Source organism: Vibrio sp. TMPB1044, assembly GCF_030442075.1.
Classification (GTDB): domain Bacteria; phylum Pseudomonadota; class Gammaproteobacteria; order Enterobacterales; family Vibrionaceae; genus Vibrio; species Vibrio satsumensis.
This window is the reverse complement of sequence record NZ_JAUJED010000014.1, coordinates 235,090-261,876: the sequence shown is the minus strand read 5'-3', so window position 1 is coordinate 261,876 and position 26,787 is coordinate 235,090. Positions and strand designations below refer to the sequence as shown.

Here is a 26,787-nt window from a genome sequence, read left to right as displayed (position 1 = left end):
CTTTCACGGTTCTAGCGTTTAAGGAAAATTAAATATGGAAAACAGCTCTCGCCTTTTGTTTTCGAATCCATTGCTGCTGTCGAACGGACTGCTGTCATTCAATAAGCAGTGTTTATTCAGCAGGATAGCGATAACCTTAACTTTGCTGATTTTAAGCTTGTTCTCATTCTCCAGTACAGCGCAAACCAGGATCATACAAGATGAGCAAGGTCAGTTTGAGATAGCGACTACTCCGCAACGTATTGTGGTGTTGGAGTTTTCATTTGTAGATGCACTCGCTGCGGTGGGTGTTTCTCCTGTTGGTGTTGCGGATGACAATGATGCTTCGCGAGTGATTCCGGCGGTACGCGAATTGGTTCAACCATGGGAATCGGTTGGCATGCGTTCCCAGCCTAGCCTAGAAGCCATTGCGGTATTAAAGCCTGACCTGATCATTGCTGATGCAGAGCGTCATCGTACGGTCTATCAAGATCTACAACGCATCGCACCAACTCTGCTGCTCAAAAGCCGTGGTGAGACTTATCAAGAGAATTTGGAGTCTGCGCTCAAGATTGGCATCGTTCTCGACAAGCAATCGTCAATGGAACAACGAATTCAACAACATCAACACGCCATGGCTGAATTCAAAAGTCATTTCTCGCTCAAACAAACTGTCCAATTCGCTGTCGTGTCGGATAAAGGTATGTGGTTACATAGCCCTGCATCTTACGCAGGGGGCGTGTTGACCGCATTAGGAATTGCGAGCCCTATTGTGGAACCAACAGAGAAGGCATATTTACCAACCAGCTTTGAGTTGTTGTTGAAAACCAATCCGGATTGGTTGCTTCTTGGTGCTTACTCTCATCCAAATATTGTTGATGATTGGCAGAAAAATCCGTTATTCAATGTACTAACCTCTGCAAAAAAACAGCAAGTTGTAGAAGTGTCACCAGCACTTTGGTCATTGAATCGAGGCATGTTAGCGGCAGAACAAATGGCGAAAAATCTTGAGCAGATCTTGGATCCATCATGAGTACGATGTTGTTCTCTAAAAGTCAGCGATTCTGGCCAATATTGTCGTGGCGAGTCATATTATTTACGGCATTAGTGTTGTGTTTGGCATTATCTGGTTACGCGGCCTCTATGACCGGATGGTCTAATTTCTCTTTAACATTGAGTGACTTGATTCACTACTGGTTTGCGTTTGATGAAAACAATATGACTCATCAAATATTGGCGACACTCAGAGCGCCAAGAGCTTACGCAGGGTTGTTTATTGGTGCGAGTTTGGCCGTCGCTGGGTTATTGATGCAGGGATTAACGCGCAACCCACTCGCGTCTCCGTCGATTCTTGGCATTAACGCTGGCGCAGCCTGTTTTATGGCGTTAGCTGCAATAGGTATACCTGTGGTCAGTGAGCTAAACCCAATCCTTAATGCGGTTCTTGGTGCATTGCTAAGCGGCGGTGCCGTGATGCTCCTCGGTGGTTTTTTCTCCGAACGTTCTCATCCGTTACGTTTGGTTCTCGCAGGTATCGCTATTACAGCGTTATTGATTGGACTGACACGAGCGGCGCTAATTCTTGCTGACGATATGGCTTATAGCGTCTTGCATTGGCTTACGGGTTCACTGTCTAGTGTGGATGATGGGCAATGGCAACAACTTTGGCCGCCTGCAGTGATTGGTTTGGTGTTGGCAATGAGCCTTGCTCGTAACCTCAACTTACTTGCACTTGGCGAAGAAGTTGCAGTGGGGTTGGGCAGTAATATCAGGCTTACTCGCCTCGTGAGTGGACTGACGATTGTGTTGCTAGCTGGAGCAAGTGTCGCTATCGCAGGGCCAATTGGCTTTGTTGGTTTGTTAGTGCCTCCTTTGGTTCGACCTATGGTTGGGCACAATTACCATTTACTGATTCCTATTTCAGCATTGGCAGGCGCAGCATTAGTCTCTTGGTCAGATGCGCTGTCGCGAGCGATTGCTTTCCCGACTGAAACACCCGTTGGTGTTATTACTGCTTTGCTCGGAACACCTTGTTTTATTTTGATTGCGACGAGGAGATCTTAATGCACCATCACACTAAGATAGTTTTGTTATCAGGGATTCTCATATTAGTGGCATCCGCAGGTTTGTTTGTCGGCGCAGCTTCGCTTTCTGTTTCTCAAGTTATCGAACATTTGGTCGCGCTTTCCAGCGACGACTTTGTTATCCATCAGTATCGGCTACCACGTATGTTGCTCGCGATAAGCGTGGGCGCAGGGTTAGGGCTTTCAGGGGTATTAGTGCAAGGCGTGATACGTAATCCATTAGCATCGCCTGATCTTATGGGTATTAGCGCAGGTGCCGGGCTTGCTGCGACAGCGAGTTTAGTTTGGTTCCCCAATGCACCAGTCAGTGTGCTTCCGGTTGTAGCGATGTTCGGTGGGGTATTAGCTGCTGGGCTGATTGCTGTATTGGCATGGTGGTCAAGGCCAACACCCGCCAAATTGGCGCTGATTGGTATTGCGGTGAGTGCGTTTCTGGCTAGTTGTATCGACTTCTTGCTGGTCACCAATCCGATCGAGATAAACACGGCCATGGTATGGCTAACAGGCAGTCTCTGGGGCCGAAATTGGCAGCAAGTCCCGTTTATTTGGAGCGTACTGCTCTTGTTATTACCCATGGCATTATGGCTTGCTTGGCGATTAGATGTGATGGGGCTTGGTGAGGAAAGTGCGACCACATTGGGTACTAAGCCAAAACAGATTCAGGCTCTTGCGTTATTGGCCGCTGTTTTGCTTGCCAGTGTTAGTGTTTCTGTTGCTGGAACGATCAGTTTTGTGGGTTTATTGGCACCTCACTTAGCACGCATGTTGTTTGGGCATAATCATAAGTTGTTAATCCCAGCATCTGCACTGGTAGGGGCAATTCTGGTTACCAGCGCTGATGGGTTGGCCAGAGGTCTACAACCACCTATTGAATTGCCAGCAGGCGTTCTCACGTCTGTGATTGGCGCGCCATATTTCATCTTTCTTCTCTATCGTTATCGAGGTTGGTAACCATGCTTAAAACGCAGAATCTTTCCGTCGCGTACGGCAAACAAACGATCATACCGAACCTGTCTGTTTCTATCCCTAAGGGAAAAATCACCGCATTGATAGGACCTAACGGGTGCGGTAAATCTACCTTGTTAAAGACGTTAGTCAGAATTAACAAGCCAGTGGCTGGAGAGGTGTTGTTTGAAGACAAGCCGCTATCAAGCTATGGCGATAAAGCGCTCGCTCGTTCGTTGTCACTTCTTCCGCAAATCTTGGTCAGTCCGGAAGGCATTACGGTAAGAAAATTGGTCGAATATGGCCGTTCGCCTTATGTCTCTCATTGGGGAAGATTAGGACAGGACGATCAAAGGGTTGTCGAGCAAGCAATGCGAGATACAGGTGTGCTCGAGTTTGCTGATAAGCCTGTTGAGTCACTGTCTGGTGGGCAGCGTCAAAGAGCATGGATTGCGATGGTAATTGCACAAGATACGGACGTAGTGATGTTGGATGAACCGACCACATACCTTGATATGTCTCACCAGGTGGAATTAATGAACCTGATGCAACAGATGAATGCCAAAGGAAAAACGGTGGTTGTTGTGTTGCATGATCTTAACCAAGCCAGTCGTTACTGCGATCATTTAGTGGTTTTGGAAAAAGGGTGCTTAATCGCAGAGGGCTCGCCTGATGAGGTGATGACCGAAACTATGCTCAGTAAGGTGTTTGATCTCAAAGCGAGCGTGTTTCGAGACCCCATTTCAAATACACCAATGTGTGTCGCGATTTAGTTACCTGCTCTGAACAACGAGATCACCAAGGCACAAAGAACAGAACACTGGCAAGGAAGCCACATTAGATTAGGTCGTCTAAACTTAAAGTCTGTATGTAGTCAAAGTAGAACAATTTGGGCTCTAAAGACGTTCTCGAAATAAATGCAAATTAGTGCTTTACCTCAACTTAACTTGAGGTATTAGGATATGCAACGTTGCTTACGAGAATACTTTAAGGAGAGAAGAATGATCCAACTTGAACATGTAAATTTAGCGGTAAAGGACATCCCTGAAATGCTGACTTTCTATAAAGCGGCGTTCCCTCATTGGTACGTCCGTGATGAAGGAAAAGGCGAATGGTCGGGTAAACCACGCAATTGGCTGCATTTTGGGGATGAATATCAATATATTGCGTTGAGTGATCACGGCGAAGGTGAAAATAGAGATTTGGCCGGGCACTCTGTTGGCCTCGCACACTTCGCTTATGTGACCCACAATATTGAAAGTGTCACTCAACGTCTTATTGATGCGGGCTTTCCAATTGCCAAACCCGGCGCTGAAGAGCCTTATCGAAAGAATGTCTACTTTGTGGATCCGGCAGGCTTTGAAATCGAGTTCGTTGAATACCTTAGCGATGATCCCAAACTGCGTAATGCTACAAGCGAGTAGAGCCTTTGGGTAGAAATCACCAAAAAGGGCATTGTGGAATATTCCGCAATGCCCTTTTTAGATCTCTTTGATCGCTGATTGGCTAACTGATATTGAGCTCTTTTAGCTGGTGTTTACTTAGTTTTAAACGGCACCAACAGTTGTTTACCAAACACATTGATTAGCGCGCCTGTTACGATTAGGCCACCACCTAGGTAAGTCCAAACTGATGGAATCTCATTGAAGATCCACACACCTAATAGCGCTGAGAATACGATTTGAACGTATGAGTAAGCCGAAGCTTTGCCTGCAGCTTGGGTTTGCATCGCTTTGGTCAAACCGTATTGGCCTATCTGTGTGAAAATTCCGACCAGAACCAGCATCACGGTAAGGAATAGACTTGGCCACACAAAGTCGTTCCAGATAAGGGCAGTTGAGATTGGTAGAGCAACCAGTGGGAAGTAGAAGATGATGACTGAGCTGTCTTCCGTTTGGCTAAGCTTTCTCACAATCACATAAGCAATTGAGCTACCAAATGCGCCACATAATGCCACCATTATGCTAAATAGCGGTAACTCGCTGCTCGCGCCACTGTTCATGCTTGGCTGTACCATTACTAATAGTCCCGCTAGGCAGAACGCAATGCAGATCATGGTCGATTTTTGGACTCGTTCTTTCAGAAATAGCACACCAAGTAGGGCGGTAAATACAGGGTGAACATATTGTAGAATGGTCGCTTCTGCTAATGGCAAGGTGGTCACAGCGTAGTAAACACACATTAAGGCTGCTGTGCCAACTGCGCCTCGAACAAACAACAAAGGTTTGTTATTTCCCCAGATCGAAATGCCTTTTCGCTTAACGTCGATATAACTGATGATCAAAGACACCAAAGCCCTTGCTGCAACAATTTCGAATACAGGTATGCCGTAGTTGCTGATGTATTTCACACATGCAGACATCAGTGCGAATCCAAAAGCGGAGAGGATCATGAATCGAACCCCAACAGGGATCATTGAAAAAGAGAAAGAGGGCATAAAAATATCAATCGGTTGAGGGAACAGGAATCATAACTTAGTTTAGAAGAGCCGACCAAAGTCTTTGTCTTGTTCTAGTCAACTTGATTCAATTAATTCTCATTTCAGATCGATTCGTTTTTATCCCACATAATATCGGCCATAACACAATTTTATAAAATCAACATCAACAGAAGGTGACGCTAATTCAACTCTGATTTATCGGTCGTTTTAATTGTCGTTCTTAGTCATATCATTCTCGTGAATTTATAATAAGAGATATGTTCTATGAAACCAATCAATACCCTACTCATATCCACGTTCGCACTTTGCTCTTTCAGTTCAGCTACTTATGCAGACACCATCTTGCACGCATTCAACTGGAAGTATTCAGATGTGACTACCAACGCTAATCAAATTGCTCAAGCTGGCTATAAGAAAGTGCTTGTGGCACCTGCAATGAAATCGAGCGGCAGCCAATGGTGGGCGCGTTACCAACCTCAAGATCTTCGAACCATTGATTCTCCTTTGGGAAACAAACAAGATTTAACCGCAATGATTGCCGCACTCAAGGGGGTGGGTGTTGATGTATATGCCGATGTGGTACTCAACCATATGGCGAATGAAAGCTGGAAGCGAAGTGACTTGGATTACCCTGGCACAGAAGTGCTAAACGATTATGCGAGCCGTTCAAGCTACTTTGCTGACCAGACTCTGTTTGGCAACTTAGCGCAAGGTTTTGTCTCGGCTAACGATTTCCATGCCGCAGGTTGTATTTCAGATTGGAACGATCCTGGTCACGTTCAGTACTGGCGTTTGTGTGGTGCCGATGGCGATGTAGGTTTACCTGACCTTGATCCGAATAACTGGGTGGTTTCACAGCAACGTTTATATCTGAAAGCGCTAAAAGATATGGGGATCAAAGGGTTCCGTATTGATGCGGTAAAACACATGAGCCAGTACCAAATCGATCAGGTATTCACGTCTGAAATTACTGCGAATATGCATGTGTTCGGTGAAGTCATTACCAGCGGTGGAGCAGGGAACAGCGGCTATGAGTCATTCTTAGCGCCGTACCTGAATAATACTAATCACTCCGCGTACGATTTCCCGCTGTTTGCGTCGATTCGCTCGGCATTCTCAATGGGCGGTGGCTTGAACCAACTGCATGATCCAAAAGCGTACGGCCAAGCACTTGATGATAATCGCTCAATTACTTTTGCTATCACACATGATATGCCAACCAATGATGGCTTCCGTTACCAAATTATGGACCCACAAGACGAGCAGCTTGCTTACGCTTACATCCTTGGCAAAGATGGCGGCACGCCGTTGATCTACAGTGATGATCTACCGGATTCTGAAGATAAGGATAACGGTCGCTGGGGCAATGTTTGGAATAGTTCGAGTATGAAGAATATGCTGAGTTTCCATAACGCAATGCAAGGCAAATCGATGACGATGATTTCGAGTGACCAATGTACTTTGCTGTTTAAGCGTGGCAAAGAAGGCGTGGTTGGTATTAACAAGTGTGGCGAAACCCGTGGCGTGACGGTTGATACCTACCAACATGAGTTCAATTGGAATGTTCAATACAAAGACGTATTAAGCAGTGCGACAGAAACCATTTCTTCTCGCTACCATACATTCAATCTACCACCACGCAGTGCGCGTATGTTTAAGCTTTAATGCTCACTAAATAAGAGCAATAAACGCCTGGTAGAAAGCATAAGCCGCAGCAAGTTCTGCGGCTTAGTTGTATCTGGGCTTACGGCTTACCGTTACTGATGATCGCTAATAACACCAAACCAATGATTCTGGTGAGCTAATGATTTCAGCAACTCGATCTCTTTTGCTGTCTCTTCTCTAAGCCATTCAATAAGGTCATTGATGATAGGCGTGTGAGTACGCTGGTGCATAAAGTAAGTCCAAGCACTGTGTTGGATTTTTGCATTCTTAGGGCAGTACAAGAAGCCTCGTTGGAGATCTTGTTGTACTAACAATAGATCCGTGACCGTAACGCCTTCACCGGATAAACAGGCACTCAGTGCCATATCTAAAGACAAGAAGCTTGTATTTCTGACGGGTTTCTTTGGTGGGAATTCAACATCGGCCAACCACACTTTCCAGTCGTGATGATCTAAGGTCGGGTGCAACCGTGGCATGGTTAAGATCGAATCGAGATCGGTGTCTTTATTAGTTAAGTTGGTCGAATTAGTTAAGTTGGCAGAATTAGTTAAGTTAGTCGAGCAGACCGGTGCCATGAACTCTTCACGCAAGAAGGTGATGTCAGGTGCCTTGTCATAGCGCTTTTTGAAGCGCGTGTGGAAGATAAGTAGGTCATACTCACTACTATTAATCGATTCGTCTTCTTCAATTACAGGAACAATGACGATCTCATGATCTTGATAACGCTCGTTTAATTCCCGCACTTTAGAGATCAATACTCGCGTCGCGAAACTCAAGGTCGCTTTAATCACAATACGTTTCTGCTTCGGCTCACTCCAAGAGGCGATGACAGCTTCGATATTGCCGTAGCTTTCACGCAAAGCCACATACAAATCATGACCTTGTACCGTTAATTCAATCGCTCGATGCTTACGAATAACCAGTGATGCGTTTAACTCATCTTCAAGCTGTTTGATCTGTCGGCTGATCGCACTTTGTGTCACATGCAGCTCTTCGGCAGCCAGAGTAAAGCTCATCAGCCTTGCAGCAGCTTCGAAGGCTTTTAAGCCATTATGTGATGGTGGCAAGCTAGGATATGGGGTCATAATTCGTTCGCATGAGTTTATGGAATGTTAGAGTCGCAAATTTATCAATTGAACGCCAGCCTCATCGATCGTATTTTGGGCGAAATTAACTGAGGCGCTCATGAAAAAAATACTCACTCTTGCATTTCCTTTGATCATTTCACAGCTGATTTCTATGGCGTTAGTCCTTACTGATGTTTGGATGATGTCGCGTATCAGTGTGTCAGCCCTTGCGGCTGGTGGCTTAGGTGCCTCTATTTACTTCTTCATCTTTATTATTGCGAGCAGCACAGTCGGTTGTGTAGCGAACCTGATCGCTATTGCTTATGGTCAGCGTGTCGCACGCCCAGAGTTTGGTAATACTCAAATTAGATTGGCGGTGAAAGGCGCAACCATGTTGGCGTTCGTGCTCAGCGTGACCTTAATGGCCAGCTTCTGGTTTGCTCCGTTGGTATTAGAAGCCGCAAAACAGCCGCCAGAAGTGATCACTTTAGCGATGGAATATGTGCATGCCTTGAAATGGGTGATGCTGCCTTCGCTTATCTTGTTGGTACTGCGTGGCTTAACCAGTGCGTTTGGTAATGTGCGCTCAATTCTCGTGATGTCGATTATCACCGTGATTTTGAATGTACCAGTGAGCTACTTCCTAACCTTCCAATTAGATATGGGTTTAACAGGCTTAGGTTTAGGGACGGCTATTGCTGCATTTATCGTGATGGTTGGATACACGGTTTGGGTGTTCAAACGCGACGAGTTCAAACAGTTTGCTCCTTGGCTAAATACCGAAGAGTACTCCATCAAGCTGATGAGCCCTTTGTTGTTGATGGGTTTACCTATCGGCTTGGCGGCGTTACTTGAGCACGGCTTGATTTATGGCGGTACCTTAATGGCAGGGACGATCAGTATTGCTTCTCTGGCGCTGCACCAAATCTTACTGCAATGCCTAAGCTTTACTTGGAACTTCAACTTTGGTTTCTCACAAGCTGCCGCAATTTTAGTAGGTCGTGATTATGGCGCAGGTAACTACGAAGGGATCAAGAGAACCTCGATTCAAAGCTTTATATTGGTATCGGTATTGAGTGTGGCCTTGTCTGCTGTGTTCATCATATGGCCTGAAATGATCGCTTCTATCTTTAAGTTAGACGACGGTACTGGCGCTATGACATCGCTATTGGCTTCTGTTATCTGGGTAGTGGCGTTGTGCTTTATTGTTGATGCTTGGCAATTGTTGGCGATTAACCTGCTAAGAGGGATGAAGATTGTCTCTATGCCAACCGTGATGACAGCCATTGGTTACTGGATGTTTGGCCTGCCTGCTGCTTGGTACTTGATGCCAAAATTCGAGCTAGCAGGGATCTGGGGTGGAATCGGCGTTGGTTTGGGTGTGACCGGTATTCTGCTGCTTATCCAATTGATGCGTGTCATCCAAAAGAACAGCCAATCTCCAGATTTGTCGAATCATGCTTATACGTGATTTGCTAATGGTGCACTGAACACAAAAAAGCCGCAGTCATCATAATGACTGCGGCTTTTTGTTGTCTATTCAGACTCTCCCTTTTGGGGGAGGGGGAAGAATCAATCTCAGGATTAGGGGCCGCCAGTTTCTACTAGATGACTTATTACCAGGCTATTCTCTACCAAATTACTCTCTACCAAACTACTTTCCGCCAGAGAGCGCTGACTTCATCATCGTCTTAAATTGCTCTTTTTGTTCTTCAGTTAATACGTTATAGATGTTGTTCTTTAGACGCATTTCTTGCATCACCATCGACTTCTCGGTTGCTTGAACCGTGTCGATGATCTTTTCCATCTCGGCTTCATTGAAATCAGGTTGAGTCACAAGGCTGAACTGTTTCTTCTTGAGTTCTATCGCACTATCCATGTCAATCTGTGTTCTATCAGACTGATAGTCTTCAATAAGTGAGATGACTTCCGCATGTTGTGCTTCACTTAGGTTTAAAGAAGCAATAACCATTTGCAGTGGGCTCACTGCTGGTTGTGGCGGCTGTTGTGGTGATGATGCACTCACAAACGGAGCGGTAACAAGTAGAGCTGAAGCAGTTAATACACAAAGTGACTTTTTCAGTGATTTCATTGAGTTTCTCCTGTTAGTGGAAACATGAGTATAGATGGCGAAGCTGAACTCGATATGAACATGTCGTTCAGTTTAATTCGCAGAGCTAGTGCTTTCATTTAGTTACATTCATCTAGGCACGGAACGAGTTAGACCTTGGTCTTACAGAAACCGAGCTAAAAGGTGACTAGAATGACTTAAGTTGCTCACCGTTTTATCAAGGAATACACAAATGGAAGTTGGATTGTTCTGGGCTGAAAAAGGGATGTTGGTGCTTGGCGCACTGTTTGTTTTGACGAGCATGATGCAGTACGGAAGACGCAGTAGCGATTGGAAAGGCGTGATTACTATGTTCTACAAGCGTATCCCAATGAATATTGCGGAATACAAATGGTACCGTTTGGGTATCGCGTTGTTGGTTTTTGCCGTGATCATCCGCTTCGCATTGTTGATTTTATGGCCTACCTATCAGTTCTAGCTCTTCACACTATCTCTCTTATCATGGGTCATAAAGCCAAAATGAATGAGTAAACCAAGCCTTAATAAACCCGCTTATTAAGGCTGCTATTTAATAAAATAGTCCTATTACTCAACAATAAGGAGTGACTATTGCCTTTGTAGCATATTGTTTTTCATGAAGAATAATACGAAATAATAGCTTACCTAATTGTTTCATCATTCTTACTAATAATCTGCACATAAATCCATTCACCCCGTACCTGATACCATAATGTTCTGTTACACTCGTTTGAATTAGCTTTAATTTGTTAGTGGTGCATTTATGTCATTCCCAGTTCTTATATGTGATGATTCTGCGTTAGCAAGGAAGCAGATGGCTCGATCACTGCCTAGTTCTCTAAATGCAGATATAACTTTTGCTGTTCATGGGCTTAATGCACTTGAAGAGTTAGCTCAAAACCAGTTCAAACTGATGTTCCTCGACCTCACCATGCCGGAATTAGATGGCTATGGCACATTGGAAGAGATGCAACGTTTAGGTGACACCACGCCTGTTGTGGTTGTTTCTGGTGATATCCAACCAAAAGCGCAACAGAAGGTCATGGACCTTGGTGCCAAAGCGTTTTTGCAAAAACCGATCGATAAAGAAGCGTTAAAATCGATTTTACGTGAGCATGTTGAGCCGCCAAAACAGCCTCAACTGATTACGCCTTCACCTTTAGAACTCCCAATACTGCGCCGTCGCGATATTTATATGGAAGTGGCGAACGTGGCGATAGGCCGTGCAGCTGATGCACTGGCTCGTCACTTTAATGTGTTCGTTCATTTACCATTACCAAACGTGAATATCTTCGAAGTGAGTGAATTGCACATGGCACTTCGTGACCTAGCCGACAACGACCAAGTGTCGGGTGTTTGCCAAGGCTTCAGCGGAGAAGGCATCGCAGGTGAAGCACTAGTATTACTGAGTGACTCTAGCGTAAGCGACCTTAAGAAGCTCATGAAGGTGCCAACAGAAAGCGAACAGCTAGAAGAACTAGAGTTGTTGATGGATGTATCGAATATTCTCGTTGGCTCATTCCTTAATGGGTTAGGGGAGCAATCAGAAGTTCGTTTCTTCCAGAGTTCGCCTGTTCTGCTTGGGCAACATATCTCGATCGATTCGGTCATCGAAAATACCAGCGGCTCGTTCAAAAAGACCATGACTTTCGAAGTCAGCTACAACATCGATGGCACTTCCATCCGTTGTGACCTTCTGTTTATGTTCGTTGACGAATCTCTGCCTCTTCTAGACAACAAATTGGCCTACCTAATGGAGGAGTTTTAATATGCTGAATCTTCCTGCTGAATTTGAACAGTTTCACTGGATGGTGGACATGGTTCAAAACGTCGATATGGGGCTGGTGGTCATTAACCGTGATTTTCAGGTACAAGTCTGGAATGGTTTCATGACGCACCATAGCGGTAAGCAATCGCATGATGCTATTGGTAAGTCTATCTTTGAACTGTTCCCTGAAATTCCTGAAGAGTGGTTTAGGCTCAAAACTAAGCCCGTTTACGATTTAGGCTGTCGTAGCTTCATTACATGGCAACAAAGGCCTTATCTGTTTAAGTGCCGTAATGTTCGCCCTGTAACTCAACAAGCCGACTTTATGTACCAGAACGTGACATTAAACCCGATGCGCTCGCCAACAGGGCAAGTCACCTCATTATTCCTGTCTATTCAAGATGCGACTGCAGAAGCGTTAGTCTCTCAAAAGAACTAGATCGTTCTATTCGCTAAACAACGCTTTCCTGCGCGTGTATTAGAATCAGTCTAATCAGCGAATAAAAAAGGCTAAGGTTTATCACCTTAGCCATTTTTTTGCTTTCTATTCTTCAAATCTTATCTTTTCCTCAGTTTTTCAAGTCAACCAATCCTCTTTTTCTGAGCGAATATTGCTGAATGTTCCAGGTTGCATGAACGAAAGGGCGGCGACGAAACGTGCTTTTAGAACCGCAATGCTACGGGTTAATAGAAATTAGATTTATAAAGTACAAGCTGAAAAGGTGGATTTAATGGAGTGTGAAGGTTGAATTATCAAACCCAAGTGAATCTTTGTCTCTAGATTGAGTCTTTATCACTCTACTTTTCCTAGTAGATGCTAACCAACCGCACCATGAGTTTGTCGAATTTGGACGAAAACAGAAAAAATTTGGAAAAAAATCGAATTTATTTAAGAAAAAAGGCATTTTTTTGTTGGAGAAAAGTGTGATTTTTATGTGATCTCGAGGCACTTTCTTCACATATTTGCTTAATGAAGTCGATATTGTTTGAAAAGGGAAGGAAAACGATTGCGCAATAAACCGACAGCGTTTGCGTAATTGGTTAGCTAAGTTATTAATTAGTAAGAATTTAGTGGGGAAGTGTTACTTAGGAGGTTTTACCAGATATGGAATCTTTGAGAGGATAGCATAAAAAAAAATGAAATATCAGACTTGCTGTTACTAAATCACGACCTATAATGCTGAAAACCGGAGCGTCTGCCAACGCTCCGGTTTTTTTGTGTCCGAAGAAAAGTAAACTCGTCTGCCAACGGTTTTACTACGCATTTCGCGAGAGACACATAATTTTATGAATCAAGGAAAACACCATGCGTATCGAACAAGAACTTAAGTTAGGTTTCAAAGATGTACTCTTCCGTCCGAAGCGTTCTACCCTTAAAAGCCGTTCTCAAGTTGAATTAACCCGCGATTTTACATTCAAGCATAGCGGTCGTCAATGGTCTGGTACTCCAGTAATTGCAGCTAACATGGATTCGGTAGCAAGCTTTGAAATGGCAGCTGCTCTAGCAGAGCACGGTGTTATGACTGCAGTACACAAGCACTACACAGTAGAGCAGTGGGCTGAGTTCGCTAAAACAGCAGACAAGAAAACACTGAACAACGTATTTGTATCAACAGGTACATCTGAAGCTGAGTTTGAGAAGACTAAGCAAATCATGGCACTTAGCGAAGACTTCGTATTTATCTGTATTGATATCGCTAACGGCTACTCAGAGCACCTAGTTGAGTACGTACAAAAAGTACGTGCAGAATTCCCGAACAAAGTTATCTCTGCTGGTAACGTTGTAACAGGTGACATGGTTGAAGAGCTAATCCTAGCAGGCGCAGACATCGTTAAGGTTGGTATCGGCCCTGGTTCAGTTTGTACTACTCGTGTTAAAACAGGTGTAGGTTACCCTCAACTTTCTGCAATCATCGAATGTGGCGACGCGGCTCACGGCCTTGGCGGCATGATCATCGGTGACGGTGGCTGTTCATGTGCGGGTGACGTATCTAAAGCGTTCGGCGGCGGTGCTGACTTCGTAATGCTAGGCGGCATGCTAGCTGGTCACTCTGAGTCAGGCGGTGAAGTTGTAGAGCAAGACGGTAAGCAATACATGAAGTTCTACGGCATGTCTTCACAGTCGGCTATGGACAAGCACTCAGGTGGTGTTGCTAAGTACCGTGCTGCGGAAGGTAAAACTGTTTTACTTCCGTTCCGTGGTTCAGTTCACAACACAATTTCTGACATCCTTGGTGGTGTACGTTCAACTTGTACATACGTAGGCGCAGCAAAGCTTAAAGAGCTAACGAAGCGTACGACTTTCATCCGTGTACAAGAGCAAGAGAACAACGTATTCGGTAAAGAGTAATCTGAACGAATTCGAATAGTTTGAAAATCAAGAGCCGCTTTTGCGGCTCTTTTTTGTTTGGGACTTACCAACACATTTCTGTCCCGAAACGTTTTAGAGGAATGATTCTCATTAAAATGCTGATCTTCATTCTTCCTTAGAAAATGTTATCTAGAATGCGTGCGCAAATTGGTCAGTTGATGCCGTGCCAATACACGGGCAGTTACACCAACGGCAACACTGGATTGGTTCATCTTGATGCAATACCTGGGCGAAGTGATTCAAGAAAGACAAAAACGCCCTGTAAGCGATTCTAAGCTATGAAAATGCAAAAGCCCACGCTCATGTCGTGAGCTTGGGCTTTCTTTGAAATTAAACGTCGTTTAATTTCAAACAGGGTTAATCATTAAATTTAGCTTGCCTAACTTTAGCACGCTCAACATATTCTACGGTTTTATCTAAATACCCTAGCAATTCAGTAATTTTTCCTTTCTGTAAAGAGGTATTGAGAGACTCATGAGCTACTTCGAGTTTTTCTTTTAACTGTCTAACAACATCAAACTCTTCAGAGAGGTAATCGTAAATGTTAGATATTTTATACCGAGCCTCCATATATTGACCAAAAACAACAGTATCGTAGCGGCTCCAATTGCTGACAATCCCATCAATCACAGCGTCTAATTCAAAAGAATCAAAAAATGGCTTGGTGTCATACTTTTGATAGATAACACCACTAGATTCAGTCCACGATTGAACAAACTGTTCCTGAAGTGCATTTGATTCCTTAAGTGAGACTGAACGAAGAAATGTTGGTTTAACCTCGTTTTGAATATTGGATACCTCGGAGCTATAAAAGTCGCGTGAGTAGAATCTACTGGATGAGTGTGACTCACGTGTGAAGAAGTCCTGATGGAAACAAACAGTACGTGCTTTTTTTATTGCGTCGCTAGAGCTTCCATGTATGTAATCGTGGTCAACTAAGTAAACCCAGGTGTCCAAAGCGTTGAACCACTTATAAAACGGTTTAGATTTTCCTTCAAAAACGAAAGTCTCCAATTGTTCAATATCGTACTGAAAATCTTGTTCATTCATGGCTCCAAAATTTAACGAAATCAGCCTATCTATTGGATTGGACTTTAAAGGGAGATTCAGTTCTTCAATAGGATTTTCTGGGCAGTCACTGAGTCCAAGAACGAGCTTTATCATAGCGGGTGGAATGCGTCCTCTGGGGGATTTAATAATACTCATTAATAAATCTATGCGTTCGTCTTCTTCGGGCAATTTAGTTGTTTCAGAAGGTTGCTTTCGTTTCTCAATTAGTTTTTTGAACTCTCGTGTCTTAGATTCGGCGTTTCCACACAGCTCGTCGAATTTAAAGCCGTGTTCATAATGCGCGTGACAAATTCTAGCTACGGCGTCGATTAAAATGGCATTTGCAGCCTGGCAATCTACGTTTTCTTGGGACTCAATTAAAGATTTTATTTTGGCATAGCGTTGCAATATACGCTGCACAACTCTAAGGTTCGTTAACTTTAGCTGTTCCACAACCAGCGTAAAATGTCGCTTTATTTCATTATTCAAAAGGTTGGGGTGAACTTCGCTAACAAAGTTAATTATGTCTGTCGTTGTCGGACTGATATGAACTTGGTCTAAAAATGTCTTCTCTAATAAATCAGTGTTGTTAATTTGGTCTTTATTTGCAATTACCACCACCCAAACATTAGTATTGTTTTCAGCAAAGTTTAAGCACTCTCCTAAAACCTCTGAAACCAGATGTTCGCTAGAAGCTCGCTCCAGATCATCAACTACGAGTATTCGGTTATTAACTTTAGAAAGAAGCTTATGCTTAATGGGTTTAGTCAAAGCGTTCATAGCACCTAATGTTGTTCCACTGTCTCCAGCTATTGCACTCGAAGCTCCGACTATATTTTTAATGTATGCCCCAACACTCATTGTTGAACTAACCCCTAAACTAGTACTAGCTAGAACACGATCTCTAAAATCATCTAGGGTGGACAACCCGAACAAAGACATGTAGTGAGTTTTCTTATCCGAAATTTTGTTAAGCTCGGGAATGAGTTTATGTCTAGCAAAATGTGTTTTACCACTACCCCAAGGGCCTGATAGGAGAACAATTGATGCAAAGCTTCTATCTTCTAGACAGTCTTTAACTTGTTGGCAAGTTCGTTCCATAATTCAGCTTTAGTTGTGAAATTTAACTTATATTACTGCCTAGGCTATGAAATAGCTAAATACCGACATCCATTAACCAATGTTAATCTCACCTCACCCCACAAAACCGTAATCTGGTATTCAAACTAGCGCTTGGATGCCAGATATGACCATCAAAACTTACCTTTTTGCTACCTGAACTAATCTGAAAAAAGGTACTTCTGTGAAAACAAAACTCATTTATGTCCAGAAATGTGTTTGATAGAAGTGGATAATAACGAATGTTGAACCTTGGTATCAATCCATAAAAGACTATCAACTTGTGATTTTTCAACAAAAAAGAGCCGCTTTTTAGCGGCTCTTTATGTTTGGATTTTAGCTATTACTCAGTAGAGCGTTAACTTTCAATTTTCTACTTCGCATAATTCGAAGGAAACAGTGCTCGTTTCGCTTCTTCATCACGTTCGGTTTTAAATTCAACGTCTTTGCCGGTTTCTCGGGCGCGAATTGCAGCAGGACGAGTGTTGATGGCGTTAAACCAACGTTTCAAGTTCGGGTAAGGTTCTAAGCCTTCTTCACCAAGCACGAAAGGTGCTTTATCAATCCAACCCCATGCAGCAACATCGACAATGGTGTACTCATTTCCGACGATAAATTCGCGACCTTCCATATGCTTTTCTAACACTTCGTAGTGACGTTGTGCTTCACGTAGGTAACGGTTCACAGCGTAGTCTAGCCCTGCTGGCGCAGCATGGCGGAAGTGTACCGATTGGCCTGAATAAGGGCCGAGACCGCTTGCGATAAACATCATCCAAGAGAGCAGTTCAGCTCTGTCTTCTGGCTGACCACCTAGTTTGCCCGTCTTCTCTGATAGGTACAGAAGGATAGCGTTAGAATCGAAAACGCGTTGTCCTTCGTCTTCAATAGCTGGTGTTTTTCCGTTCGGGTTGATTAAGCGATATTCCGGCGTGTGTTGTTCGCCTTTTAAGGTATCAACGGGAACGAGTTCAAAATCTAGGCCGGTCTCTTCTAGAAACAGAGCGATCTTCATTGGGTTGGGTGTTTGGTGAAAATAGAACTTAAGCATGGGGTAACTCCTTGTATTGGTAATTCATTAAAGCACCACTTGAACGGTCGTTCAATAATTGATTTTAATTTATTTGAAAATCGGTTGATGCGTGTTTTAAATCTATGTGCTTAAAACTTCGTTATTTGAGCGAGGATTAACATTGCGCGATTCAGTGTGTTGAATTTTAAGTCGTTGAAAAAATGAGCTTAAAGATGCTGATTTGGTTTGTTTTTGATGCGGGATTTAGCTTTGTGATGGGTGTTTTTTGGCGGGATAGGGCGCATGGAATCCGTAGTCAGATACTCTAAGGTAATTGTTGTTCACTGCTTCAAACCAGAATTATCTGGATACGCAGGCTTATTGGTAAGTTCAAAATCGTGATCTGCTGCCATACCTTATGCAACAAATGAATATAAACGTTAGAGATTAAGGTGTGCTTCACGGTTTTTTAATCTTAGGGACTTACATTGGTGAGCAAATCTGATGTGAACACTTAACGACACAGGATCTTTCCATGAAAAAGAACATTATCGCCCTCGCTCTTGGTGGCATGCTCGCTTTTGGCGCAACTCCATTTTCTTTTGCTGCTAACGATGGCGCAGTACAAGCTTCAGCGGATTACGCGCAGTTGGTGACGAAGCGACAAGTTGTCGACCAATTACTTCTTGATGCGTTGCAGGCGTTTAAGTCTCCGGCAAGAATTTCTCACGCGGGCTTCACGGCCAAAATGCCAAGTAACATGGAAATTGTGACTAACCGATTGTTAGAAGCTTACCAGCTAGAACCTTACCGTACTGATTTGCTTATCTCGGCAGCGAACGCTCAGATCTACAACAAGAATGCAGAGCGCGCTATTGAGCTGTTTGAGCAAGCGCTGACAGTTGCCCCAGACGATGTCGACTTGCATGCGTATTTAGCGGTTTGGCAGCGATTTGAAGGCAATGACAGTGAATCTAACAAGCACATGGAGAAACTGGAAAGCTTAAACAAGGGCAAGGCAGAAGACATCAAACGTATTTTTGCAACGGTTGATCGCGTGTTAGAAACACCACTGAAAGAGTCTGCGGATAAAGGCTTGCTCGATGATCATGGTGCGATCGTTACATTGGGCTACGCGCTTAACCCAGACGGCTCAATGCACCAGATCTTGATTGAGCGTCTTGAGACAACATTGGCGATGGCTAAAGCGAACCCAGAAGCGATGATCGTGTTAACGGGTGGCGTGCCGAAGAACCATAAGACTGAAGGTAAGTTAATGGCGGATTGGCTTATCGAGAAAGGGGTAAGCAAAGACCGCATCATTGAAGAGAACTACGCGACCAGCACAGTGGGTAATGCCTTGTTCAGTAGCTACGCGCTTGCTCGTCATGACATTAAGCACGCGACCATTATCAGTTCGGCAAGCCATGTTCGTCGTGGCCAAACTCTGTTTGAAATCGCTAGCTGGCAAACGGGCCCTCAGGGCATCACCTTTGATACGGTTTCTTACCCAGATAAGCCACTCGCAGATCTTAAGAAGGCGAGTGATGGCGAGTTACTAGGTATCTACCGTGATGCTCTTAGAACGTATGGGATGTGGAGCTACCGCTCTTACCCATTAGAGTCTCGCTAGGCTTAGCGTTACTTCACAGTAGGTAAAGTATAAGTTGCTAGTACAATCGAGCACAGCTAGATGGTATGCTGTGCTCCTACTTAATTTAGTGTTTCAAAGGCAAAAAAATGAACCCGATTTTAGCAATGTTGAAAGAGAACAATATCAGCGACGAGCAGATCAGCGAGATATTCAAGACGTTGACCGAGAACCCTCTTGCAGCAATGGCGACAATCAGCCAACTTGGTTTACCACAAGATAAGCTTCAAATGCTGATGGGTCAGGTAATGCAAAACCCTGCGCTAATCAAAGAAGCAGTTCAAGAGCTTGGCCTAGATTTTTCTAAGGTTGAAGCCGCTAAAGAGCAACTTCAAAAATAAGTGAGTTTGAATGAGCTGATATCGTCTTAGCTCAATCAAAATTCAATGAAAAGGTCGTTTAAGTTCAGCAATAGGCTGTCTTAACGGCCTTTTTTGATCTTGGTGGCGATTATTCACTTTGATCAAGTTGCTTTCAATCCCAGCCTCCAATTATCTACTCAACGACTATTTCAACACAATTGACAGCAACCTTGCCAAATATGCGTTACTACTGACAATTTACTTACTAGAATTAATTAACCTATGTGCGACCTGATATGTGCACCTTGATGAACAGAGTTTTTGGATGAAGAAATCCCTAAATAATAGGGGTAACCGATTTTGACATAAGCGCAGTTTGTCTATGAGTCACATTAAGGAAAAGAATAAGAGGGCAACAAACTAAGCCCTTTATTGAGCAGTGATTTATAGGAAATGAGTTATGAAGTATTTAAAGGAAACCGCTTTAGCGAGCCTTGTGCTGGCTGGGCTTGTGGGTTGTGGCGGTGATTCAGGTTCATCAAGCAGCACGACACCCATTACCTTGAGCGTGAGTGATGCGCCCATTGATGATGTTAAAGACGTCACCGTGACATTCAGTAAGGTTGCTTTACTTCCTCAAGGGGGAGGTTCGCCACTGATTTATGATGTGTATAAAACGGATGAAAACGGCGACTATGTTGATGAAAATGGCGATCCATTACCCGATGGTGCGGATCCTATTCCATTAAGTGTGAACTTGTTGGATTACCAAGGTAGCGATGCGCTCCCTTTGATTGAAAATGAGATTATTCCGGTCGGCAGTTATAAGTTGTGTGTGTTCGCAAATGACGGCGATCATCCAACAGATCCATCCTACGTGATAGAAAACGATGATACGACCCATGAGTTAACGGTGAAAGGTGAAGGTGCGTGCCCGCAAGGTGTGGGTAAAGAAGATAACGCTGGCGTGCTTTACTTCAATAACTCATTTAATGTGAACCAACAAAGTAACGACTTTGTTGTCGAGTTCGATCTTCGACGTGGCCTAAAGAACAGTTCGACTTTCCCTGATTACACCATTCAAAGAACGTCTGTAAGCCTTATCAATACGGTTGAGACAGGAAACATTGAAGGCACTGTTGCTCTTTCTACTTATGACACTTGTAACGGTGGTGATAATACATTTGTTCAGTCGGTGTACTTGTATGAAGGTAATGTTGAACAAGCTAACATGGCTCCGATTGGCGGCAGTGATGAAGTGAAACCGATTACTTCAGCGTCAGTGGCAATGAATGAAGCACAGACTAACTATGAGTTCTCTCTGGGCTTCATTGATCCAGGTACTTACTCATTAGGTTATACCTGTACTGCGCAACATGACAGTGATGAAGAAAATGTTGATCCGGTTGCTGATGGGTTCGAAATATATGAAGCTCAAAATGGCGTGCAAGTAACCGTTGGTCAAGACAGCCAAGTGTCATTCTAACCTTAATGTAAATGACGATTTTTTATAAAAACGGCCTCTCATTTAGAGGCCGTTTTTGATCACGTCACTTAATTAACATGAATTTGATGAGCATTGAGTGTGACTCTAGGGAAGTGATAATGTAACGTTATGTCTCTTACTCTAACCTAGCGAAATGTACTTCGGCGTTGCTCATGAAATCTAGCTTAAGCATTCGATCTTACACCAAGCAATTTAATACTCATGCCCATGATGGCTACCATCAACTGGTGCTGCCGATTCAAGGGAGTATTAGCATTGAAATGGTTGGGTATGTTGGCAAGGTTTCTGTCGGTGAATGTGTGGTGATTCCGGTCACCACAGCGCATGCGTTTAAAGCGGATGAAGCAGCACGGTTTATTGTTGCGGATATGGTGGAGTTACCGCAGCACTTGTTAGAGCATGAGCTCTCGGTTTTCACCATAACGCCACCTTTAATGAGTTTCTTGCTGTTTGTTGAAAAGCAGTTGGAATATCAAGTCGACAGTGGCATTGAGTCATCCATCTTGGATGTGTTTTCACTGTTGTTAGAGCAACAAGAAGTGAGTAAAAGTATCGACCCTCGTATTCGCGCGGTACAAAGGCTCATTGCGGATAATTACGCCCAACCTCTCTCTATTTCTCAGCTTGCAGAAACGGCATGTTTGAGCCCCACTCAATTTAAGAAACGCTTTAAAGAGTGTATTGGAATCAGTGCGCTTAAGTACATCACTCGCTACCGTATGGAGAAAGCACAAGCCTTGCTAAGCCATACCGATTTACCCGTTCAATTGGTCGCAGAAAATGTGGGTTATAGTGACCTCTCTGCATTCAGTCGACGCTTCTCTCAGCACTTTGGCATGTCTCCAAGGGCGTTTTTGGGTTCGATGAAAGAGAGTCTTCCAAAACAAGAATAGCGTCCTTTCTGCAAACTAAAACCAAAGTATGTTCACTATTATCTATTTCAGAAATGAAAATAGACTAGGTAATAGCAATGAATCTTGCCATCAATCGCGTTAACGAATTCCAAACAGGCACTTTAGCTATCGTGTTTGCATCTGTTTTATGGGGCACGACAGGTACAGCCGCAAGCTTTGCGCCTGATCTCAGCCCATTAGCGATTGGTGCTTTTTCAATGGGCGTCGGCGGCTTAATACAGGCGGCCTTGGCGTATCGAAAGATCTTATCTTCACTTGATAAGCTTTTGCTCAACAAAAAGCTGTTAGCGGCGAGTGCGCTGGCTCTGGCTATTTATCCTTTGGCTTTCTACTCTTCAATGAAATTATCGGGTGTCGCGATGGGGACGGTGGTGTCGATCGCTACTGCGCCGTTCTTTTCTGCACTTCTAGAGTGTCTTATTAGCAAAAAGAATAAAATCAACAAGCGTTGGCTCATGAGCTTTGCTATTGGTGTGGTTGGTATTGGGTTACTGGTATTTTCAGAATCATCATCGACGAGTGATTCTGGCGATGACCTAAAGCTTTTGGGCATTGGGCTGGGGTTGGTTGCTGGGTTGTGTTACGCCATTTATTCGTGGGCGACAAAAGCTTTGATAGACGAAGGCATTAAGTCGCAAGCGGCGATGGGCAGCATATTTGGATTAGGAGCGGTGTTATTACTGCCAACGCTGTGGTTCACAGGGGATAACCTGTTCGCGTCGAATACCAACATTTTAGTGGTGAGTTACTTGGTGTTACTTCCTCAATGTTTGGGTTATATCGCGTTCAGTTTTGGGCTACGCCATGTCACAGCAAGTAGCGCAAACTTGATTACCTTGCTTGAGCCAGTTGTTGCCGCCGTATTGGCCGTGTGTATTGTGGATGAGCTTATTCCATTGGTTGGATGGCTAGGCATGTTCTTGATTGTGATGTGTTTATTCATCCAATCTCAGCCGACTAAAAAGCCGTTATAAGTATTTGTTAAAGCGAGATTAATTGAATTAAATTCATGCGTGATTCTTATAATTGAATAAAATGAGTATCTCAGTTGCGAGAGTGCTGTTACTATCGCTATCAATAGTCGGGGGGCATCTACCTTAATTGGTATTTGCTGAGATCGTTATTCGAGACCCGTTGAACCTGATTCAGTTAACACTGGCGTAGGGAACTATGATTACTTTGCCTACGTGGTTCAACAATGATCTCTCATTGGTTTCACCTCCACACTCTCTTTGCGGCCAAAGTTCGGTTCTCTTACGTCTTTTAGACAGTAGGAGCGACCATGACACAGCATTCCAATTCTCAAGTATCACTTAGCAGCACTCAAACACCAGAAAACCAATCTTCTTCAATCAATACTCCGATTGTTTTGACCATTGCGGGTTCTGATAGTGGCGGCGGCGCAGGTATTCAAGCGGATATTAAAGCCATGTCTGCAACGGGTAGTTTCGCTTGTTCGGTAATTACCGCTATCACTTCCCAGAACACTCAAGGCGTTTCTGCCATTTTTCCAATCCCACTTGAGCATGTTGCCAGCCAGTTAGATGCGGTGTTCACCGATCTGAATATCGTGGCGGTAAAAGTCGGTATGTTGGCGGACTCGCAAATCATCAGAGTCGTTGCTGACAAGATCAAACAATACCAACCAAAACACTTAGTGATTGACCCTGTAATGGTCGCGACAAGTGGCGACCTTCTTCTAGAAAACTCGGCTATCACTACGTTAAAACAAGAGCTGATTCCGCTCGCAGACATCATTACGCCTAACTTGCCAGAAGGTGCAGCACTTACCGGTAAAGCTGTGCCTGAAAGCGAAGCGGAAATGCAGGATATGATTGAAGACCTGCGCGCTTTAGGTGCTAAAGCAGTGCTGCTAAAAGGCGGTCACTTGGAGAAAGATGAAAACAGTAACGACTTACTGATTCTACCAACCACATCTGCTCTGATTAGCGCGAAGCGTTTTCCTACCAAAAACACTCATGGCACGGGTTGTACCCTCTCTTCTGCTATCGCTTCTTTCTTGGCTCAAGGCAACACGCTTTCAGAGGCTGTCGACCTAGGTAAACAATACATTTCACGTGCGATTGCCCATGCTGACGAATTGAAAGTCGGTCCAGGTCATGGCCCGGTAAACCACTTCTTCGCTGGACACGGTAATGTCCGTTAATACGATTGGTGTTCAACTTAGCAATGCGACGCTGCGTTACCGAGATAGCGAGCGCGCGACCCTGTCGGGACTGTCACTTAATTTAAGCGCAGGTAAGTGGACAGTGCTGCTTGGTCGCAGTGGTTGCGGGAAAACCACGGTATTGCGATACCTAGCAGGTTTACTCGATGACAAAGTGGAATGGCAGGGCACATTGGCAACGTCTGATGAACGGCCTCTAACCGATCGCATCGCTTACATGGCGCAGCAAGATTTATTACTGCCATGGTTGTCGGTAATCGACAACGTGTGTCTGAGCCATCGCTTTCAAAATTCCGCAGACAAGCATCAAAGCCAAGCATCCGATAAACAAGCTCAAACTCACCAAGCATTGGAATTGCTAGCATCGGTTGGTTTGGTTGATTACGCAGATACCATGCCGGATCAGTTGTCTGGCGGTATGCGCCAACGTGTTGCTTTGGCTCGCACTTTAATGCAAGACAGGCCTGTCGTGCTGATGGACGAGCCTTTCTCAGCGCTGGATGCGGTAACAAGACACAAGTTACAGAGCTTAGCGTGTGAACTGTTAAGAGATAAAACCGTTGTGTTGATTACCCATGATCCACAAGAAGCGGTGCGTTTGGCGGATAACTTGTATGTGTTACAAGGCACGCCTGCGAGTGCCCAGTCATTGTCTGTGCCTAACACCCTCACACCAAGAGTGTTAGATGGTGAATGTGCTGAGTTACAACAAGCGATCTTAGATCAGTTGGAGCGTGATTATGAATGATCTAACGCGAAGTGAAGCTGTGGCTCGTTCAGCTAACACGCAAGCTAGCACAACACATCCTCGTCAGATGAACCCCGTGATGCGTTTGCTTATCAGCAGTGCTGTGATTCTTGGTTTGTGGCAAATGGTGGTGGTTATCTTCGAGATGCCAAGCTTCATTCTGCCAGCGCCTGCTGAAGTCTTCCTCAAGCTTATTGAACGCTATGACGTATTACTCAAACACACTTGGGTGACAGCGCAAGAGATCTTACTTGGGCTGTTACTGGGCTTGTCTATGGGGCTGTTTTTCGCCCTACAGATGTTGATGTTCGAACCGCTGAAACGTTGGTTGTTGCCTATCTTAATTGCTAGCCAAGCGATTCCTGTGTTTGCGATTGCGCCAGTATTGATGCTGTGGCTGGGTTATGGCATCGCGTCAAAGGTCGTCATGGCGGCGATCATAATCTTCTTCCCCGTGACCACTTGTTGTTATGACGGCTTACGTAATACACCGACGGGTTATCTTGACCTCGCTAAGACGATGGGCGCATCGAAATGGCAACTACTGCGTTATATCCAGCTACCTGCTGCGCTGCCAACACTGGCATCTGGCATTCGTGTGGCTGTGGTGATTGCTCCAATTGGCGCAGTAGTCGGCGAGTGGGTTGGTTCGAGTGAAGGGTTAGGTTACCTAATGCTGCAAGCCAATGCGCGCATGATCATTGATGAGATGTTTGCGGCCTTGTTTATCTTGGCGGTGCTCTCTATCTCGCTCTACTTCATCACAGACAAATTACTTAAAAAAGCTATCCCTTGGGAGAATCAGTGATGATTCGCTCAATAACTCTTTGTTTAATAAAGCTTCGCTCAAGGCTATTTATATAAACAACACCTCGTTAAAAATTAGATCGATAAACACAATAATAATATTCAAAAGGAAAGGTTAACTATGAAAAATACCAAATTGGTAGCTGCAGTGGCACTGCTTGCTTCGCTAGTTTCAGGTCATGCATTGGCGGATTCTGAACAAAAGAAACTGACACTGATGTTGGATTGGTTTGTGAACCCGAACCACGGCCCAATTGTGATTGCTCAAGAGCGTGGTTACTTTGCTGACCAAGGCCTAGAGGTTGAAATCCAAGAGCCTGCTGACCCAAGCACACCTGCAAAATTGGTTGCAGCCGGTAAGGTCGACCTCGCAGTCACTTACCAACCAAGTTTAACCATGGATGTGGCGGCGGGGTTGCCTCTAGTTCGTGCATCAACCCTTATCGCGACACCACTGAACACACTAATGGTACTGGATAATGGCAAGAACGATTCGTTAGCGGATCTGAAAGGCAAGAAGATTGGTATCGCGATCGCGGGTAACGAAGAAGCGACGATCGGCACCATGCTGGCTCAGGAAAATGTTGAGTTTACCGACGTGCAAACCATCAATGTCGGTTGGGCACTGTCGTCTTCACTGGCATCAGGCAAGGTAGACGCAATCTGGGGTGGCTTACGTAACTTCGAAACTAACCAGCTAGCCCTTGAAGGCTTTAAAGCAAAAGCGTTCTTCCCTGAAGAGCACGGTGTGCCAGCTTACGACGAGTTGATCTTTGTGGCGAACGCAAAGAAACATGATGACGAAGCCATCAAAGCATTCAACAAAGCACTTGAGCAAGCAACCACTTACATTGTGAACCACCCACAAGCTTCATGGAGTGAGTTTGTGGCGTATTCACCAGATACGTTGAATAACGAACTTAACCAACGCGCATGGAACGACACACTGACTCGTTTTGCACTTCGCCCTTCTGCAGTCGATATGAAGCGTTACGATGATTACGCGCAGTTCATGTTCGACAAAGGCATTATCAAATCACTACCAAAAGCCGTTGATTACGTACCGACTTTTGACTAAGGAATC

The 26,787-nt window shown here is 44.4% G+C and carries 25 protein-coding genes and 1 riboswitch; of the genes, 20 read left to right on the top strand and 5 right to left on the bottom strand.

Going from position 1 to position 26,787, the window contains the following annotated elements:
- Window positions 1–34 precede the first annotated feature (34 nt).
- The 5 genes from QQ041_RS09385 (at window position 35) to QQ041_RS09365 (ending at window position 4,432) form a co-directional block, all read left to right on the top strand.
- The gene (locus QQ041_RS09385) at window positions 35–1,012 is read left to right on the top strand and encodes a Fe(3+) dicitrate ABC transporter substrate-binding protein (RefSeq protein WP_285953713.1); all 978 of its coding nucleotides are present in this window, start codon (window positions 35–37) and stop codon (window positions 1,010–1,012) included.
- On the top strand, window positions 1,009–2,043 hold the full coding sequence (locus QQ041_RS09380) for an iron ABC transporter permease (protein WP_285953712.1): 1,035 nt from the start codon (window positions 1,009–1,011) through the stop codon (window positions 2,041–2,043). The genes QQ041_RS09385 and QQ041_RS09380 overlap by 4 nt, the downstream gene beginning before the upstream one ends.
- Window positions 2,043–3,014 carry an iron ABC transporter permease gene (locus QQ041_RS09375; RefSeq protein ID WP_285953711.1) on the top strand — a complete coding sequence of 324 codons (972 nt, stop codon included), beginning with the start codon at window positions 2,043–2,045 and terminating at the stop codon, window positions 3,012–3,014. Before QQ041_RS09380 ends, QQ041_RS09375 begins: the two co-directional genes overlap by 1 nt.
- 2 nt (window positions 3,015–3,016) lie before the next feature.
- Window positions 3,017–3,781: a Fe(3+) dicitrate ABC transporter ATP-binding protein FecE gene (fecE, locus tag QQ041_RS09370; RefSeq protein WP_285953710.1), complete on the top strand. Its 765-nt coding sequence runs from the start codon at window positions 3,017–3,019 to the stop codon at window positions 3,779–3,781.
- Window positions 3,782–4,009: 228 nt separating this feature from the next.
- Window positions 4,010–4,432 (top strand): VOC family protein, encoded by a 423-nt coding sequence (locus tag QQ041_RS09365; protein WP_285953709.1) that lies wholly within the window; start codon window positions 4,010–4,012, stop codon window positions 4,430–4,432.
- 113 nt (window positions 4,433–4,545) lie between these two features.
- Here the strand turns inward: QQ041_RS09365 and QQ041_RS09360 are convergent, their stop codons facing one another.
- Window positions 4,546–5,445 (bottom strand): DMT family transporter, encoded by a 900-nt coding sequence (locus QQ041_RS09360; RefSeq protein WP_285953708.1) that lies wholly within the window; start codon window positions 5,443–5,445, stop codon window positions 4,546–4,548.
- Between the two features lie 267 nt (window positions 5,446–5,712).
- On the opposite strand from QQ041_RS09360, the gene QQ041_RS09355 reads away from it, so the two are divergent.
- The gene (locus tag QQ041_RS09355) at window positions 5,713–7,113 is read left to right on the top strand and encodes an alpha-amylase family protein (RefSeq protein WP_285953707.1); all 1,401 of its coding nucleotides are present in this window, start codon (window positions 5,713–5,715) and stop codon (window positions 7,111–7,113) included.
- A gap of 92 nt (window positions 7,114–7,205) precedes the next feature.
- Here QQ041_RS09355 and QQ041_RS09350 read toward each other — a convergent pair whose 3' ends face one another.
- Window positions 7,206–8,198, bottom strand: coding sequence for a LysR family transcriptional regulator (locus QQ041_RS09350; protein WP_285953706.1), 993 nt, complete (start codon window positions 8,196–8,198; stop codon window positions 7,206–7,208).
- Window positions 8,199–8,298: 100 nt separating this feature from the next.
- On the opposite strand from QQ041_RS09350, the gene QQ041_RS09345 reads away from it, so the two are divergent.
- Entirely contained in the window at window positions 8,299–9,651 is a 1,353-nt protein-coding gene (locus QQ041_RS09345) for an MATE family efflux transporter (RefSeq protein ID WP_146490834.1), read from the top strand.
- A 183-nt stretch (window positions 9,652–9,834) separates the two neighbouring features.
- Here the strand turns inward: QQ041_RS09345 and QQ041_RS09340 are convergent, their stop codons facing one another.
- Window positions 9,835–10,272, bottom strand: coding sequence for a Spy/CpxP family protein refolding chaperone (locus tag QQ041_RS09340; protein ID WP_285953705.1), 438 nt, complete (start codon window positions 10,270–10,272; stop codon window positions 9,835–9,837).
- A gap of 211 nt (window positions 10,273–10,483) precedes the next feature.
- Between QQ041_RS09340 and QQ041_RS09335 the strand changes: the two genes are divergently transcribed.
- From QQ041_RS09335 to QQ041_RS09320, 4 genes are all read left to right on the top strand, one after another.
- Entirely contained in the window at window positions 10,484–10,729 is a 246-nt protein-coding gene (locus tag QQ041_RS09335; RefSeq protein WP_017630837.1) for a hypothetical protein, read from the top strand.
- Between the two features lie 303 nt (window positions 10,730–11,032).
- Window positions 11,033–12,037: a response regulator gene (locus QQ041_RS09330; protein WP_285953704.1), complete on the top strand. Its 1,005-nt coding sequence runs from the start codon at window positions 11,033–11,035 to the stop codon at window positions 12,035–12,037.
- A gap of 1 nt (window position 12,038) precedes the next feature.
- Window positions 12,039–12,476 (top strand): PAS domain-containing protein, encoded by a 438-nt coding sequence (locus QQ041_RS09325; protein WP_048606084.1) that lies wholly within the window; start codon window positions 12,039–12,041, stop codon window positions 12,474–12,476.
- Window positions 12,477–13,343: 867 nt separating this feature from the next.
- Window positions 13,344–14,387, top strand: a complete 1,044-nt coding sequence (locus tag QQ041_RS09320; protein ID WP_048659894.1) for a GMP reductase — start codon at window positions 13,344–13,346, stop codon at window positions 14,385–14,387.
- A 378-nt stretch (window positions 14,388–14,765) separates the two neighbouring features.
- Here QQ041_RS09320 and QQ041_RS09315 read toward each other — a convergent pair whose 3' ends face one another.
- Window positions 14,766–16,559, bottom strand: coding sequence for an AAA family ATPase (locus QQ041_RS09315; protein ID WP_285953703.1), 1,794 nt, complete (start codon window positions 16,557–16,559; stop codon window positions 14,766–14,768).
- A 391-nt stretch (window positions 16,560–16,950) separates the two neighbouring features.
- Entirely contained in the window at window positions 16,951–17,625 is a 675-nt protein-coding gene (locus tag QQ041_RS09310; protein ID WP_285953702.1) for a glutathione S-transferase family protein, read from the bottom strand.
- Between the two features lie 496 nt (window positions 17,626–18,121).
- Here QQ041_RS09310 and QQ041_RS09305 point away from each other — a divergent pair, with 496 nt between their 5' ends.
- The 9 genes from QQ041_RS09305 to QQ041_RS09265 all read left to right on the top strand — a co-directional run bounded on the left by QQ041_RS09305 (window position 18,122) and on the right by QQ041_RS09265 (window position 26,781).
- Window positions 18,122–19,219, top strand: coding sequence for an ElyC/SanA/YdcF family protein (locus QQ041_RS09305; protein ID WP_285953701.1), 1,098 nt, complete (start codon window positions 18,122–18,124; stop codon window positions 19,217–19,219).
- Between the two features lie 107 nt (window positions 19,220–19,326).
- Window positions 19,327–19,578 (top strand): DUF2999 family protein, encoded by a 252-nt coding sequence (locus tag QQ041_RS09300; protein ID WP_285953700.1) that lies wholly within the window; start codon window positions 19,327–19,329, stop codon window positions 19,576–19,578.
- Window positions 19,579–19,999: 421 nt separating this feature from the next.
- A complete protein-coding gene (locus QQ041_RS09295) occupies window positions 20,000–21,025 on the top strand; it encodes a DUF4382 domain-containing protein (protein ID WP_285953699.1) in 1,026 nt (341 codons plus the stop codon).
- A gap of 173 nt (window positions 21,026–21,198) precedes the next feature.
- Window positions 21,199–21,939: an AraC family transcriptional regulator gene (locus tag QQ041_RS09290; RefSeq protein ID WP_285953698.1), complete on the top strand. Its 741-nt coding sequence runs from the start codon at window positions 21,199–21,201 to the stop codon at window positions 21,937–21,939.
- A gap of 77 nt (window positions 21,940–22,016) precedes the next feature.
- Window positions 22,017–22,934 (top strand): EamA family transporter, encoded by a 918-nt coding sequence (locus QQ041_RS09285; protein ID WP_285953697.1) that lies wholly within the window; start codon window positions 22,017–22,019, stop codon window positions 22,932–22,934.
- 98 nt (window positions 22,935–23,032) lie between these two features.
- A riboswitch (TPP riboswitch) is annotated at window positions 23,033–23,144 on the top strand.
- Window positions 23,145–23,242: 98 nt separating this feature from the next.
- Window positions 23,243–24,127 (top strand): bifunctional hydroxymethylpyrimidine kinase/phosphomethylpyrimidine kinase, encoded by an 885-nt coding sequence (thiD, locus tag QQ041_RS09280; RefSeq protein WP_285953696.1) that lies wholly within the window; start codon window positions 23,243–23,245, stop codon window positions 24,125–24,127.
- On the top strand, window positions 24,117–24,896 hold the full coding sequence (locus tag QQ041_RS09275) for an ABC transporter ATP-binding protein (protein WP_285953695.1): 780 nt from the start codon (window positions 24,117–24,119) through the stop codon (window positions 24,894–24,896). The genes thiD and QQ041_RS09275 overlap by 11 nt, the downstream gene beginning before the upstream one ends.
- Window positions 24,889–25,704, top strand: coding sequence for an ABC transporter permease (locus QQ041_RS09270; RefSeq protein ID WP_239718866.1), 816 nt, complete (start codon window positions 24,889–24,891; stop codon window positions 25,702–25,704). The genes QQ041_RS09275 and QQ041_RS09270 overlap by 8 nt, the downstream gene beginning before the upstream one ends.
- Before the next feature lie 120 nt (window positions 25,705–25,824).
- Entirely contained in the window at window positions 25,825–26,781 is a 957-nt protein-coding gene (locus tag QQ041_RS09265; RefSeq protein ID WP_285953694.1) for an ABC transporter substrate-binding protein, read from the top strand.
- The last annotated feature ends 6 nt before the right edge of the window (window positions 26,782–26,787 follow it).